The organism is Brenneria sp. g21c3, from assembly GCF_040240345.1.
Classification (GTDB): Bacteria; Pseudomonadota; Gammaproteobacteria; order Enterobacterales; family Enterobacteriaceae; genus Brenneria.
Genome location: NZ_JBEIAB010000001.1, coordinates 478,436 through 491,609, shown reverse-complemented (window position 1 = coordinate 491,609; position 13,174 = coordinate 478,436). Strand labels below are relative to the sequence as shown.

Here is a 13,174-nt window from a genome sequence, read left to right as displayed (position 1 = left end):
GCGTCAATGTCGCAGGTATTCTCGCAACAATCGATGAACCTGGTAGGGTCGCTGCGCTATCGCCGTTTGATGCGGCTGATAAAAGGCGCGATCTCCATCTTCTGTACGCTGCTGGGACTGGCGGCCCTGACCTTCTTTATCGGCCGACTGCTGCCGATCGACCCGGTGGTGGCGGTGATTGGCGATAACGCCAGTCAGGAAGCCTATGACACCATGTACGTTCAGTTGGGGCTTGACCAGCCCCTCTGGAAGCAGTTTGCCGATTATCTCTGGCAACTGGCGCATCTTGATTTCGGCATTGCGCTAACCACCAGCCAGCCGGTGGTTCAGGATATCGCTCGCGTTTTCCCCGCTACGCTGGAGCTGGCCACGCTGGCGGCGATCGTCGGCACCGGACTGGGGATCCCCGCCGGCGTGCTGTCCGCCATGTATCGCAACTCCTGGTTTGATCACCTGATCCGCTTTATCGGGCTGCTGAGCTATTCAACGCCGAATTTCTGGCTGGGGCTGATGGGGCTGCTGCTGTTTTATGCGACGCTGGGCTGGATTGGCGGGCCGGGACGCATCGATTTCATCTATGAATTCGATCTGCAACCCGTCACCGGTTTCTGGCTTATCGACAGCGCGCTGGCCAATAACTGGGCGATGTTCCGCAACGTGTTCGGCCACATTGTCCTGCCGGCCTCGATTCTCGGCCTGAGTTCGCTGGCCTACATCAGCCGCATGACCCGCAGTTTTATGATCGACCAGCTCTCGCAGGAGTACATCATTACCGCGCGGGTGAAAGGCCTGTCCTGGGCGCGCTGCGTCTGGGTACACGCGCTGCGTAATATCGCCGTTCCCACCCTGACGGTGGTGGCGCTCTCCTGGGCCTGGCTGCTGGAAGGCGCGGTGCTGACCGAAACCGTGTTCGCCTGGCCGGGATTCGGCCGTTATCTGACCAATGCGTTGCTGGCCGGCGATATGAACGCGGTAGTGGGCTGCGCGCTGCTGACCGGCGCGATATTCGTCGTGCTCAACCTGATTTGCGATTTGCTCTATCGCCTGTTTGATCCCCGTACCCGGCAGGAGGACCAATGACCGATGTAACCAACAAATCCTGCGCCGCCCGGCCGCGTTCATCACTGCGCAACTGGTTGAATGCGCCGGCGCCGACCACGCCGTTTCAGGCGCGCATGCAGCAGATGTGGATTCAATGGCGCCGTTTTTGCGCCAATCATTCGGCGCTGTTCGGTCTGATGGTGCTGTTGGTGATTGTTTTCGCGGCGCTGTTTGCCCCGTGGCTGGCTAGCCACGATATCTATACGCAGGATCTGGCTAATCGCCTGCAAACGCCCAGTCTGGAAAACTGGCTCGGCACCGATGAACTGGGGCGCGATATCTACAGCCGGCTGCTGTACGGCGCGCGCATCACGCTGTACATCGCGGGGCTGACCGCCGTTATCATCACGCCGCTCGGTCTGGTGATCGGCACCACGGCCGGTTACCTGGGCGGCTGGGTGGATACGGTGCTGATGCGGCTGGTGGACATTTTTCTGGCGTTTCCCAGCCTGATTCTGGCGCTGGCGTTCGTCGCCGCGCTCGGGCCGGGCATCGAAAACGCGATTATCGCCATTTCCCTGTCGTCCTGGCCGCCGATTGCGCGTCTGGCGCGGGCGGAGACGTTATCGATTCGCAAGATGGATTACATCGCGGCGGTACGCTTACAGGGGGCTTCCTCCTGGCACATTATCCTGTTCCACATCATTCCCATGTGCCTGCCGTCGGTGGTGGTGCGGGTGACGCTGAACATGGCGGCGATCATTCTCACCGCGGCGGGGCTGGGTTTTCTCGGCCTGGGGGCGCAGGCGCCCAGCCCGGAGTGGGGCGCGATGCTGGCGTCGGGACGCGAGTTTATGCTCAATAACGGCTGGATCGCCGCGATTCCCGGCTTAGCGATTCTTTTCACCAGTCTGGCCTTTAACCTGCTCGGCGACGGCCTGCGCGACGTAATGGATCTCCGCCATGAATGATATTCTGCTGGATGTTCAGGATCTGAACATTGTGTTTAAAGGCGCCCACGAGGATAACCACGCGGTGCGGGACGTCTCTTTTCAGGTAGGGCGGGAAAAAGTGGCGATTGTCGGCGAGTCGGGATCGGGCAAGTCGCAGACCTGCCGCGCGCTGCTGAAACTCACGCCGAAAATCGGCCGCGTCAGCGCGAAAGCCATGCGCTTCGGCGAGTTCGATCTGCTGAACGCCAGCGAAAAGCAGATGCGCGCCATCCGCGGCAATCGCATTTCGATGATTTTGCAGGATCCCAAATTTTCGCTGAACCCGCTGATGCGCATCGGCCATCAGATCACCGAGGCCTATCGTCTGCATACGCGCGTCAGTGGCAAGATCGCGCGTGAAAAAGCGTTGGCGATGCTGGCGTCGGTGCATATTCGCGACTGTGAAAATGTCTTTGAGCGCTACCCGCACGAGATCTCCGGCGGCATGGGACAGCGCGTGATGATCGCCATGATGCTGATCCCGGAGCCGGATTTGATCATCGCCGATGAACCGACTTCCGCGCTGGACGTTACCGTGCGCCAGCAGGTGCTGTCGATCCTGGACGAGCAGTTGGCCCGGCGTAATACCGGCTTGTTGTTTATCACCCACGACCTGAATCTGGTTTCGCGCTTTTGCGATCGCGTGCTGGTGATGTACGCCGGGCGCGTAGTGGAAGAGATCCTCGCCAGCCGTCTGCATGAAGCCCGTCATCCCTATACCCAGGCCCTGCTGGCCAGCCAGCCGCGGCTGCATCATCCGGTGGCGACCCTGAGCGTGCCGACGCGCGATCCGGACTGGCTGACCGGCCCCAGCTACCGTAATGGAGTCGCCTTATGATCATTCCAGCCTCACAGCGCAGCGTGGAAGTCGTCGATTTGAATATCGCCTTTGGTGAGGGCGTGATGCGGCGGCAGGTGGTCAGCGATGTCAGCTTTACGCTGGCGGAAGGCGAAAGCTACGGGCTGATCGGCGAATCCGGCTGCGGCAAGTCCACCATTCTGCGCGCCCTTGCCGGACTGAATAGCGATTATCAGGGGGCGATTCTGTTCGCCAACCGCGAGCAGCATCCGGTGCGGGATAAAGCCTTTTATCGCCAGGTGCAGATGGTGTTTCAGGATCCCTACGCCTCGCTCCATCCGCGCAAGATGGTGTACAGCACGCTGCGCGAACCGCTGCAACTGCATGGGCTGGATCGCCACGAGGCGCGCATCAGCGAGGCGCTGAACGCCGTCGGTTTGTCGGATGCCTTTCGTTATCGCTATCCGCATCAGCTCTCCGGCGGTCAGCGTCAGCGCGTGGCGATCGCCCGGGCGTTAATCATGGAGCCTTCCGTGCTGCTGCTGGATGAACCCACCTCGGCGCTGGATGTGTCGGTACAGGCTGAAATTCTCAACCTGCTCGCCGGCATGCGCCGGCAACGCAAACTGACCTACCTGATGGTGACGCACGATCTGGCGGTGGTGACCCACCTTTGCCAGCGGGTGGCGATTATGCATCAGGGCAAATTGCTGGAAGAGCTGAGCGCGGACGCCCTGCGGCGGGGAGACGCGCGCGAAGCCTATACCCGGCATTTTCTCGCCGCCAGCGAGGCGTAACGCGCCGCCATCGCGGCGACTTAATCAATATTCTCAGGGGACAAACGATGACGGTGATTGAAACTATCGCCGCCTGGTGCGTGCGCAAACCGCCGTTTAGCCAGGCTGCCGGACAACTTGCGCGCGAGGCGATCATTGATACGCTGGCGTGTCTGTACGCCGGGCATAACGACTTCTCCAGCCGCGCGGTGCGGCAGGCGTGGGCGGCCTACCAGCCCCGGCCGACGGCGGTGGACGCGCTGATTAACGGCACCGCGGCGCACGCCATCGACTACGATGATAATTTTACGCCGGGCATGAGTCATGCATCGGCGGTGCTGGTGCCGGCGTTGCTGGCGACGGGACTGGCGGAAAAGCGCGGCGGCGCCGATCTGATCGAGGCTTATCTGATCGGTTTGCAGGCGCAGGCGTTCGTCGGGTCGGTGGTCGGTTCATCGCATTACACGGCGGGATGGCACGGCACCTCTACCGTGGGCTGCATCGGCACCGCCGCCGGCGTCGCCTGGCTGAAAGGGCTGGATGAACAGGGCATCGCCCGGGCGCTGAGTATCGCCGTCAGCCTGGCCGGCGGGGTGAAAGGCCAGTTCGGCACGCCGTTGAAACCCTTCCATGCGGGTATGGCCGCGCGCAATGCGGTGGATGCCGTCGAGCTGGCCGCCGCCGGCATGTCCGGCCGTCTGGATATTATTGAAGGCGAGCAGGGATTTTATCAGCTATTCGCCGGTCGGCATTTTCAGCCCGCGCAGATCGAATGCTGGCTGACCCGGACGAAAAACGTGATTGAAACCGTCGGCGTCCTGCCGAAAAAACACCCTTGCTGCGGATCGACGCACCGCATCCTCGACGCTATCGGCGATTTGCAGGCGCAGCACGCGTTCAGCGCCGACGATGTGCTGCAAGTCGAGGCGAAAGTCGGCATCGCCAACCAACGTAATCTGGCTTATCCCTTGCCGAACGATGAGATGCAGGCGCGTTTTTCCATGCCTTATTGCGTCTGCGTTCTTTTGGAGAAAGGGGCGCTGAGCGTCGCGGACTTTACGCCTCGGCAGGTGGCCCGGCAGGCGGCGGCGGACAAGTTGGCGCGGGTGAGGATGACGAGCTGGAGCGAGGCGGAGGAAGAGGAAAATGACAATCTGCCGCATAGGGTGACGATCGCGCTCAAAGACGGCCGCAGACTGAGCGCCGAGCGCTTAACGGCGAAAGGCGATATCAGCGACCCGTTCAGCGATGCCGATCGCCGGCGCAAGTTTGCCGACTGCTGCGCGGGGCTGGCGGATGCCGACGCGCTGTATCAACGCTTAACCCGGCTTGAGCAGGAAACCTCGTTGACGTTTTTACGCGTCATGATGATGTGAAGCCGATATAGCGACGGCCCGTCAGGGTGGCGGCCATGGATGGCTAGCCACAAAAAACTTGTTGGAGAAGTTTTCGACGTCGCTTTAGCGACGGCCCGTAGGGTGGCGGCCATGGATGGCTAGCCACAAAAAATCCGGCACAATCGCCGATCTTCATCTATAACCATCATGCCGACGTGGTTAATCCGTGCCAGGGAATAACCCGCCGGCGAACGCCGTCATTTAAATGGCGATTTTTTATTTTCCGGTGTTGATTGGAAATACCGTTAAAAGATGGGTTAGAGATATATGGGATATTACGGCTTCGTATTGGTAAAATTTGTTATTGGTTTCGTTATTGTCATTATGCACCTGAATCTTTCAGGTAAAACCCAGCTTTCGCAGATGACGCCGGTTGATTTTATCGGCAACTTTGTTCTCGGCGGCATTATCGGCGGGGTTATCTACAGCGACAGCATACCGCTGCATCAATATATCATTGTGCTCTTTATCGGCGTCGGGCTGATATCGTTGCTGAATGCCTTTAGTAAACATGTTCATTTATTCCGCTCTATCGCCATCGGGGATCCGTTGCCGATTGTGAAGAAAGGGCGTTTTCTGATGGATAATATCCTGCGCAGAAAAAATAAAATCGATATCCTGAATGTCGCCTCTCAACTTCATGCTCAGGGAATCAATTCATTCCAGCAGGTCAGCTATGCCCAAATAGAGCCCAGCGGTCAACTTACCGTGGTTTGCGGCGACGCGAAAATGCCGTCCGTGATCATTATGAAAGACGGCAGGATCCGGCATGACGAGTTGGAGCAGCAAATAGAAAAAGACGAAGACTGGCTTAAACAGCAACTGGCCAGTCATGGACTTAAGGAAGAGGATATCTTTATCGCCGAGTTCTGGGACGGCAAAGTCATGTTCATTTTGCATGACGGCAAAATAGTGAAGTGATCCAACGCCGGCCCAAGAGATGGCTACTCTCCGCGCGAATAAAACGTTAAAATAGCCGTAGCTGGCAACAGTATTATTGATTTTATTGGTTTTTTATCTCATTTTTTACATTTTCAGGAATTTTATCATGCAACAGCTACCTAATTGTCCTAAATGCAACTCTGAATATACCTGGCAGGACAACGAACTACTGAACTGTCCGGAGTGTGGGCATGTATGGGCATTGGGCGGTGATTCAGCGGCTGAAGAAGACGGGCTGATCGTCAAAGACGCCAACGGCAATCTGCTGGCGGACGGCGATAGCGTAACTATCATTAAGGATTTGAAAGTTAAAGGAAGTTCTTCGTCGCTGAAAATCGGCACGCGCGTTAAGGGCATTCGGCTTGTCGAAGGCGATCACAACATCGATTGCAAGATTGACGGTTTTGGCGCGATGAAGCTGAAATCTGAGTTTGTGAAGAAAAACTAACGCTCAGACGCGTCCCGTATCCCACCGAGTCGGGACGCAGATTTCAGTTTTTTCGCGTCGGGCAATGCTTTACCATAACGGTTACTTTTCTCTCACTCGGTGACACGGATATCTGATGCGTCATTTGGCCTCTCTTCTTCCAGTGTTTGCGCTCCTCTCAGCCTGTAGCAGTAAACCGACGCCGCCGCCCCCAGCGCCTCAGGGCAACCCTTTCAAAGGCGGTTTTTTGCTGGAGCCCGCTCATACGGGGCATCTGTTGAGCGGTGATTTCGCGTTTAATCCGGCGACGAGTCGCTTTGTCGATAAAATGGTGAATGAACACGGCTTCGACCGTCGGCAATTGCATGATGTGCTGGCCCAGACGCAGCGTCTGGACTGGGTCTTGCGGCTGATGGACAAACAAGCCCCCACACCGGCGGTTCCGGGGCCGTCCGTTCCTAACGGCGCCTGGCTGCGCTATCGCAACCAATTCATTACGCCGGATAACGTGCAAAACGGCGTGGTTTTCTGGAACCAGTATCAGGATGCGCTGCAACGCGCCTGGGAAACCTACGGCGTGCCGCCGGCGATCATCGTCGGCATTATCGGCGTGGAAACCCGCTGGGGCAGGGTGATGGGGAAAACCCGCATTATTGATGCGCTGGCGACGCTGGCTTTCGACTATCCACGTCGGGCCGAGTACTTTACCGGCGAGCTGGAAACCTTCCTGCTGATGGCCCGAACGGAAGGAAACGATCCGCTCAGCCTGCGCGGTTCTTACGCCGGCGCGATGGGATACGGCCAGTTCATGCCGTCATCGTTTAAAAACTATGCGGTCGATTTCGACGGCAACGGCCATGTCAATCTGTGGGATCCGGTGGACGCCATCGGCAGCGTCGCCAACTACTTTAAAGCGCATGGCTGGGTCAAGGACGGTCTGGTGGCCGTACCCGCGCTGGGTCAGGCGCCGGGGCTGAAAAACGGCTTCAATACGCGTTACTCGCTCGCCGAGTTGCAGGCCGCCGGGTTAAAACCGCTGAGCACGCTGGGCGGTTATGCCGAGGCCAGCCTGTTGCGTCTGGACATCGGCAGCGGCTATCAATACTGGTACGGCTTGCCCAACTTTTACGCGATTACCCGTTATAACCACAGCACCCATTATGCGATGGCGGTGTGGCAGCTCGGCGAAGCGGTCGCTCGCGCCAGACTGGGCGGCGCCTACTGATATTCAACGCAGTTCCGGCCCCGATTCTTTGCCCTGTAGAGCGCCGCATCCGCTGAACCGTAGAGCGTATCAAAGCAGGTTTGGGACGGCGCCCAACTCACGCCGAAACTGGCCGTTACCGTCTGCTGGGGCAAAACCGGCAGCGGGGCGTCATTCAGGCTGTAATGGATACGCTCGGCGATAGCGACGGCCTGTTCAAGGGCGAAGTCATCCAGCAAAATCGTGAACTCTTCGCCGCCCACCCGGCCTATGCTGCCGCTCCCCTTGAGCACCTCCCGCACCCGTGACGTCAGCGCGCAGATCACGGCATCTCCCGTAGGGTGGCCGAAAGCGTCGTTGACCCGTTTAAAGTGGTCGATATCCAATACGATAAGCGCGGCCTGATTGCGTTTCAGCGTCTGATTGACGCGCTCAATGATCGCGCCGCGATTATAAACGTTGGTCAACGGATCGTGGCTGGCTTTGTATTCCAGTTCGTCCGCCAGTTTGTGCAGTTGCGCGTTCAGACGATTCAATTCCCTTTCTGCGCGGTCGCTGCGGGAAATCAGCCGGTGCGATTCCCTGACCAGACGTTGGTAGTGCTCGGTCAGCGTCAGCAGCGTATCCCGATAGACTTCGGCCGGCATATTCTGCTGGTTGGCGACATTGCGCGTCGCGATGAGAATATCGTATTCCGGCGTGAACAGTTCAAACGCACGCATAGTCGGTTACTCCAGAACATGGCTGTGGAAGTCAAGCGCGGGAAAATCGATGTGCAACTCTTCACCGAATTCTTGCGCAATGTCGTCGTCTTTGTCGTAATACCAGTGCAACGTAATCGGCAGTCCCTGTTCCGCCGCCTGGTTCAGCGCGTTGAACAGGCTGAACAGCATTTTGGTGCTGGAACTGTTGAAGTAAACCAGCGACACATGGAATTCGATGGTCGACGGCGCGTCCGCCTGTGCGGCGGCGCTTTTTGCCGTTAACAGCCGGAGATAATCCTGAAGCCGTTCAAGCAACGGGCGATAAAACGCCGCCGCGTTTTCAGGGTAGGATTCGCCGGCCAGGGAAAGCCGATGCGTATCAAAGTAAAAATCGACGGTTGGTGTACAGGGCGTCCCTGCGATGTGGAGATTTTCCATATGAATAGTGTTCGCCATTTCAGATGATCGCCTTCAGATAAAACGTTGACAGCCCTGTTAGCGCATCCACCCGAAAGGTGAACTGCAACGGTTCGCTGGCATCGCGCGCAACGGTCAGTAATCCCATATCCGCCCCTTTGCTCCAGGCCGGCGTTTCATCGCGCAGAGAGGCTTTATAGGCGAGTTTGATTTCATCAAGGGTCATGTAACGCAACGGTTCAAGCCGGACGCGCAGTTTTTCAATATCGTCGGGGTGAACCTGATTGGCGCAAAGTAAAAAATATTTCCCGTTTTCATGACCGACGCACACCGAGCCGTGGCGTACTTCATGCGTCTGGTCGGCGGCGGTTAAAGGCGCGGCTGAATAGCGGGTGATGTTCTGTACCATTTCAACAAACGCGGAGAATAGCTTGCGGCGCACGCCGGCCGGCACCTGTTGCTTTTCAAGCTGCAAGCGCACGGTTTCAGCCAGCGAGCTGATGATGTTTTGCGAAAAATACCCGACGTAATACAACGTGATGTCGCGTTGATGCGTGGAGTCGAAAAATTCGGCGTATTTGGTCTCTGGCATAATCCCGATTCACCTGATTAAATCAATGTCGAACAATGTCGGAAGCCCCAAAAGGTCAGGTCATCCCGCCTTACCTGATCGCCCTGATAGTCCCTGTGCGTCTGAAGCAACTGTTCGGCGAGGGCTTGCATGGGCCGCTGCCGCTGACTCAGCAGCAGCGCCTGGAGCCGGCGTTTGCCGAACATAGTCTGCCGCTCGCCGCCGATTTGGTCGGTCAGACCGTCGGTGGTGGTGAAAAAGAGGTCGTTGTCGTCCAGCGCTAACCGATGACAAGGCCAACGGTAATCGTAGGGCGTGTCGGTATAGCCGACGCCCGTGCGGTCGGCGGCGAGCGCCTCCAACTGGCCCGTTCGCTGTTTGAGCACAAAGGCGGCCATATGGGCGCTGGCCCAGACGAGGGTATTTTTCGTGGTATCGCAGAAGATCAGGATGGCGTCGCAGCCGTCGTTCGAGGCGGGCTGATGCCGCTTTTCGCTGCGCTGGCCCAGGGTATCCTTGATATGGCGGTTGATGCTTTGTAGCAATCGGTCGGGCATCTCCGGGCCATGTTGCGTCAGCGCCTGTTCCAGCGCCGAGGCGAAAATCAGGGTCATGAACGCGCCGGGGACGCCATGTCCGGTACAGTCCGCGACCACGGCCAGCCAGCCGTTTTGATAGGTTTTAAAGTAATAGCAGTCTCCGCCGACGCAGTCTCGCGGCTCCCATATCAGGCACCAGTCTGTCAGCGAGCCGGACATCGCGCGTCGTGACGTGGTCAGCATCGCTTCCTGGATCACTCTGGCGTATTCAATGCTTTGCATGATCTGCAAATGCTGCTGCGAATGCATGTCGGAAACCGCCTTGATCAGATCGATGCCGAGTCCGATGCCGATATATCGCTCATTTTCCGTAATGATGAAGCCGTCCGTCAGCGATTTATCCCCGATGATCACCGTTTGCGCGGCCACGTCATTCAACGAGGACGCCGCATCGACAATCAGCGGGTTTTTATCCATAAAAGCGATGCAGCTCTTTTTATCGTACAGCTCGTGATAGAAAGGGCGGGACATTTGCGACATGAAGATATGGCGGCTGATGAGCCCGAAGGGGCGGCCGTTTTCCACCACCGGCAGGCTGACCAGCTCCTTGTTTTTACTGAAGAGCTGCAATACCGCGGCGTTATCGGTGGCGGGAGAAACGACGGGAACCGGAATGCAGAGATCCAGCGCCTTGGTCGGCCCCCAGAGATAGTTTTGATCGCGTGAGACGGATAGAGAAGTCATGGGCCCTGTTTTAAAAGCTGATCATCCTTAACGGTAAAAAATAGCCGATGTTTATGAACGAATAATGACAACGCGTGGCAGGAACGGCATTATGTTATACTCCATCCAAATTGGATGACTTGTTGCGTTATTGGTCCTGCCAATTAATGGCTGCGGTAGTGGAATGGATGAAGGAACGGGGTGATATGCGGTTATATCAGCAAATAGGCGGTAACATCCGCGCGGAAATTCTGAATGGGAAATATCAGATCGGCGATCGTCTTTCTCCTGAACGCGATATCGCCGAGGCCTATGGCGTCAGCCGCAGCGTCGTGCGCGAAGCGCTGATCATGCTGGAACTGGAAAAATTGATTGAAGTGCGCAAGGGTTCCGGCGTTTATGTGATACAGATCCCCGACGAGCGGGAAAAGGATAACGCCGCCGACAGCGGTTACGGCCCGTTTGAACTGTTGCAGGCGCGTCAACTGCTGGAGAGCGAAGTGGCGGCGTTTGCGGCGATGCAGGCCACCAAGAGCGATATCGTCAAGATGCGTCAGGCCATTGAGCAGGAGAGGCTTTCTCTGGAAAACGGCAGCGTGGATGAGAGCGCGGACGAGCAGTTTCATTGCCTGTTGGCGCAGTCCACCCAAAACAGCGTGCTGGCCAATATGGTGTATGAAGTGTGGCAGGCGCGCAAACGCAGCCCGATGTGGCAGGGCATCCATTCCCATACCGATGATTTCAGCTATCAGCGGCAGTGGCTGGAAGACCATCAGAAAATCCTGCGGGCGGTATCGCGGCGGGATGCGAAAACGGCGCGTCAGGAAATGTGGCTGCATCTGGAAAATGTGAAAGATAAGCTGCTGGAGATCTCCAATATCGACGATCCGGCGTTCGATGGTTACCTGTTTGAATCCGTTCCTTCCCGCCTGGAGTCCTGACCGATTTCCGCCGCCGTCGCCCATTATCATCAAGCCCGAACCGGTCGGGCTTGGTCGGCTGGCCCATACTGAACTATAACAAAGCGGCAACCGCGGCTTTGGCGCCGTGCCGCTGAAGCGCGGCGTATGCCTGAATCAGCTGGTTAACGAAGGTTTCATTTTGCGGCAACGCGTCGCCAAATACGGCGTTCAGCGTCAGCAGCGCCCGCACGCGGGGCTCGCCGTCCTCGGTCGCGTCGACGATCTGTTGAAGCCGCTCGGCCATGGGGTCGCGCACATCGATGGTCTGCCCGGCGTCGTCAACGCCGCCGACGTAGCGCATCCAGCCGGCGACGCCCAGCAGCAGGCAGCGATAATCGCTGCCGTGGCTGATGTGCCAGCGGATCGAGTCCAGCAGCCGCTGCGGCAGTTTCTGGCTGCCGTCCATCGCGATTTGCCAGGTGCGGTGTTGCAGCGACGGGTTTTCATAACGGGTAATCAGCTGATTGGCGTAGTCCGCCAGATCGACGCCGGCAACCCGCAGCGTCGGCGCCTGCTCATTGAGCATCAGGCGGCGGGCCGCCCGGCGGTAATGGTCGTCCGTCATGCAGTCATTGATGTGCTGATAGCCCGCCAGATAGCCGAGATAGGCGAGAAAAGAGTGGCTGCCGTTCAGCATGCGTAACTTCATTTCCTCGAACGGCAGCACATCGTCGACCAGTTGTACGCCGGCGATATCCCAGTCGGGGCGACCGGCGACGAATTTGTCTTCCACCACCCACTGGATAAACGGTTCGCAGGCAATCCCGCAGGGATCGTAGACGCCCAGCGCGTCGGCAATCTGCTGCAAGGTTTCCGGCGTGGCCGCCGGCACGATACGATCGACCATGGTATTCGGGAACGCGCTATGGGCGGCAATCCATGTCGCTAATTCGCCGTCTCTGAGGGCCGCCAGTTCGAGGACGGCGCTTTTCACCACCTCCCCGTTTTCCGGCATGTTATCGCAGGAAAGAATGGTAAAAGGCGCGAGGCCGCGTTCCCGGCGCACGCGCAGCGCTTCCACCAGCACGCCCGGCGCGGAAGCCGGCGCATCCGGCGTATCCAGATCCATCTTGATGAGCGCATTTTCCCGATCCAGTTTTCCGCTGCTGCGGTCGATGCAGTAGCCTTTTTCCGTAATGGTTATCGAGACGATGGCGACCTGCGGTTCGGCCAGTTTTTCTATCACGGCGGTGATGCCTTCCAGACGGGCATGCAGCGATTCGTTGACCGCGCCGATAATGACGGCCCGATTCGCGTTAGCGCCTTTTTCCAATACGCTGTAACGATGCGCCTGCCGTCTCAGGCTGTTAAACAGGTTCTCATTACCGAACAGGCTGACTTCACAGATGCCCCAGTCGCCTCCCTGGCGATTAAGAACGCGGTCGGTCAACAGCGCCTGATGAGCACGATGAAAAGCGCCGAAGCCGATATGTACGATGCGGCTTTTCAGGATCTTGCGATCGTAGCGCGGTTGTTGAACCTCATCAGGTAAAGCGACGTTGGCGATGTTGTCCTCTTCGCCAGTCAGGGGGTCATGCAATGTGTTTTTTCCAGCGATAGTCGTTTTCATACGGGTTCTCTGAGTCTCTTTCCCTTGCCATAAAGCGGTTTGTCCGCCGTTGGAAATGCAAACCTATCAGACCAAAATGCGTGCATGGATGAAAAATACACATTATGGCG

The 13,174-nt window shown here is 57.7% G+C and carries 14 protein-coding genes; 9 read left to right on the top strand and 5 right to left on the bottom strand.

Annotation, left to right across the window (positions count from 1 at the left end):
• The first annotated feature begins 6 nt into the window (after positions 1-6).
• From ABRZ28_RS02180 to mltB, 8 genes are all read left to right on the top strand, one after another.
• Positions 7-1,080 (top strand): ABC transporter permease, encoded by a 1,074-nt coding sequence (locus ABRZ28_RS02180; RefSeq protein WP_413556150.1) that lies wholly within the window; start codon positions 7-9, stop codon positions 1,078-1,080.
• Complete coding sequence (locus tag ABRZ28_RS02175; RefSeq protein WP_319603611.1) at positions 1,077-2,012, top strand: ABC transporter permease; 936 nt, start codon at positions 1,077-1,079, stop codon at positions 2,010-2,012. The genes ABRZ28_RS02180 and ABRZ28_RS02175 overlap by 4 nt, the downstream gene beginning before the upstream one ends.
• Entirely contained in the window at positions 2,005-2,871 is an 867-nt protein-coding gene (locus tag ABRZ28_RS02170) for an ABC transporter ATP-binding protein (RefSeq protein WP_319603610.1), read from the top strand. The genes ABRZ28_RS02175 and ABRZ28_RS02170 overlap by 8 nt, the downstream gene beginning before the upstream one ends.
• On the top strand, positions 2,868-3,629 hold the full coding sequence (locus ABRZ28_RS02165; protein ID WP_330519383.1) for an ABC transporter ATP-binding protein: 762 nt from the start codon (positions 2,868-2,870) through the stop codon (positions 3,627-3,629). Before ABRZ28_RS02170 ends, ABRZ28_RS02165 begins: the two co-directional genes overlap by 4 nt.
• 47 nt (positions 3,630-3,676) lie before the next feature.
• Positions 3,677-4,984, top strand: a complete 1,308-nt coding sequence (locus ABRZ28_RS02160; RefSeq protein ID WP_330519382.1) for an MmgE/PrpD family protein — start codon at positions 3,677-3,679, stop codon at positions 4,982-4,984.
• 288 nt (positions 4,985-5,272) lie between these two features.
• A complete protein-coding gene (locus ABRZ28_RS02155) occupies positions 5,273-5,926 on the top strand; it encodes a DUF421 domain-containing protein (protein WP_319603607.1) in 654 nt (217 codons plus the stop codon).
• A 127-nt stretch (positions 5,927-6,053) separates the two neighbouring features.
• The gene (locus ABRZ28_RS02150) at positions 6,054-6,395 is read left to right on the top strand and encodes a zinc ribbon domain-containing protein YjdM (protein ID WP_319603606.1); all 342 of its coding nucleotides are present in this window, start codon (positions 6,054-6,056) and stop codon (positions 6,393-6,395) included.
• 115 nt (positions 6,396-6,510) lie between these two features.
• On the top strand, positions 6,511-7,599 hold the full coding sequence (gene mltB, locus ABRZ28_RS02145; RefSeq protein ID WP_319603605.1) for a lytic murein transglycosylase B: 1,089 nt from the start codon (positions 6,511-6,513) through the stop codon (positions 7,597-7,599).
• Here mltB and ABRZ28_RS02140 read toward each other — a convergent pair.
• The 4 genes from ABRZ28_RS02140 to ABRZ28_RS02125 are packed head-to-tail and all read right to left on the bottom strand — an operon-like array spanning position 7,593 to position 10,553.
• Positions 7,593-8,300 carry a GGDEF domain-containing protein gene (locus tag ABRZ28_RS02140; RefSeq protein WP_330519381.1) on the bottom strand — a complete coding sequence of 236 codons (708 nt, stop codon included), beginning with the start codon at positions 8,298-8,300 and terminating at the stop codon, positions 7,593-7,595. The genes mltB and ABRZ28_RS02140 overlap by 7 nt on opposite strands.
• 6 nt (positions 8,301-8,306) lie before the next feature.
• Complete coding sequence (locus tag ABRZ28_RS02135; protein ID WP_319603603.1) at positions 8,307-8,738, bottom strand: DUF1987 domain-containing protein; 432 nt, start codon at positions 8,736-8,738, stop codon at positions 8,307-8,309.
• 1 nt (position 8,739) lies between these two features.
• Positions 8,740-9,294, bottom strand: a complete 555-nt coding sequence (locus ABRZ28_RS02130; RefSeq protein WP_319603703.1) for a SiaB family protein kinase — start codon at positions 9,292-9,294, stop codon at positions 8,740-8,742.
• A 14-nt stretch (positions 9,295-9,308) separates the two neighbouring features.
• Positions 9,309-10,553 carry a SpoIIE family protein phosphatase gene (locus tag ABRZ28_RS02125; protein ID WP_330519380.1) on the bottom strand — a complete coding sequence of 415 codons (1,245 nt, stop codon included), beginning with the start codon at positions 10,551-10,553 and terminating at the stop codon, positions 9,309-9,311.
• 185 nt (positions 10,554-10,738) lie between these two features.
• Here ABRZ28_RS02125 and ABRZ28_RS02120 point away from each other — a divergent pair, with 185 nt between their 5' ends.
• Positions 10,739-11,473: an FCD domain-containing protein gene (locus ABRZ28_RS02120; protein ID WP_319603601.1), complete on the top strand. Its 735-nt coding sequence runs from the start codon at positions 10,739-10,741 to the stop codon at positions 11,471-11,473.
• A gap of 73 nt (positions 11,474-11,546) precedes the next feature.
• Here ABRZ28_RS02120 and ABRZ28_RS02115 read toward each other — a convergent pair whose 3' ends face one another.
• Positions 11,547-13,064 carry a mannitol dehydrogenase family protein gene (locus ABRZ28_RS02115; RefSeq protein WP_319603600.1) on the bottom strand — a complete coding sequence of 506 codons (1,518 nt, stop codon included), beginning with the start codon at positions 13,062-13,064 and terminating at the stop codon, positions 11,547-11,549.
• Between the last annotated feature and the right edge of the window lie 110 nt (positions 13,065-13,174).

Coding starts and splice junctions, on each gene's coding strand:
- ABRZ28_RS02180 (WP_413556150.1), top strand. CDS start 7: ATGTCGCAGGTATTCTCGCAACAATCGATGAACCTGGTAGGGTCGCTG.
- ABRZ28_RS02175 (WP_319603611.1), top strand. CDS start 1,077: ATGACCGATGTAACCAACAAATCCTGCGCCGCCCGGCCGCGTTCATCA.
- ABRZ28_RS02170 (WP_319603610.1), top strand. CDS start 2,005: ATGAATGATATTCTGCTGGATGTTCAGGATCTGAACATTGTGTTTAAA.
- ABRZ28_RS02165 (WP_330519383.1), top strand. CDS start 2,868: ATGATCATTCCAGCCTCACAGCGCAGCGTGGAAGTCGTCGATTTGAAT.
- ABRZ28_RS02160 (WP_330519382.1), top strand. CDS start 3,677: ATGACGGTGATTGAAACTATCGCCGCCTGGTGCGTGCGCAAACCGCCG.
- ABRZ28_RS02155 (WP_319603607.1), top strand. CDS start 5,273: ATGGGATATTACGGCTTCGTATTGGTAAAATTTGTTATTGGTTTCGTT.
- ABRZ28_RS02150 (WP_319603606.1), top strand. CDS start 6,054: ATGCAACAGCTACCTAATTGTCCTAAATGCAACTCTGAATATACCTGG.
- mltB (WP_319603605.1), top strand. CDS start 6,511: ATGCGTCATTTGGCCTCTCTTCTTCCAGTGTTTGCGCTCCTCTCAGCC.
- ABRZ28_RS02140 (WP_330519381.1), bottom strand. CDS start 8,300: ATGCGTGCGTTTGAACTGTTCACGCCGGAATACGATATTCTCATCGCG.
- ABRZ28_RS02135 (WP_319603603.1), bottom strand. CDS start 8,738: ATGGCGAACACTATTCATATGGAAAATCTCCACATCGCAGGGACGCCC.
- ABRZ28_RS02125 (WP_330519380.1), bottom strand. CDS start 10,553: ATGACTTCTCTATCCGTCTCACGCGATCAAAACTATCTCTGGGGGCCG.
- ABRZ28_RS02120 (WP_319603601.1), top strand. CDS start 10,739: ATGCGGTTATATCAGCAAATAGGCGGTAACATCCGCGCGGAAATTCTG.
- ABRZ28_RS02115 (WP_319603600.1), bottom strand. CDS start 13,064: ATGAAAACGACTATCGCTGGAAAAAACACATTGCATGACCCCCTGACT.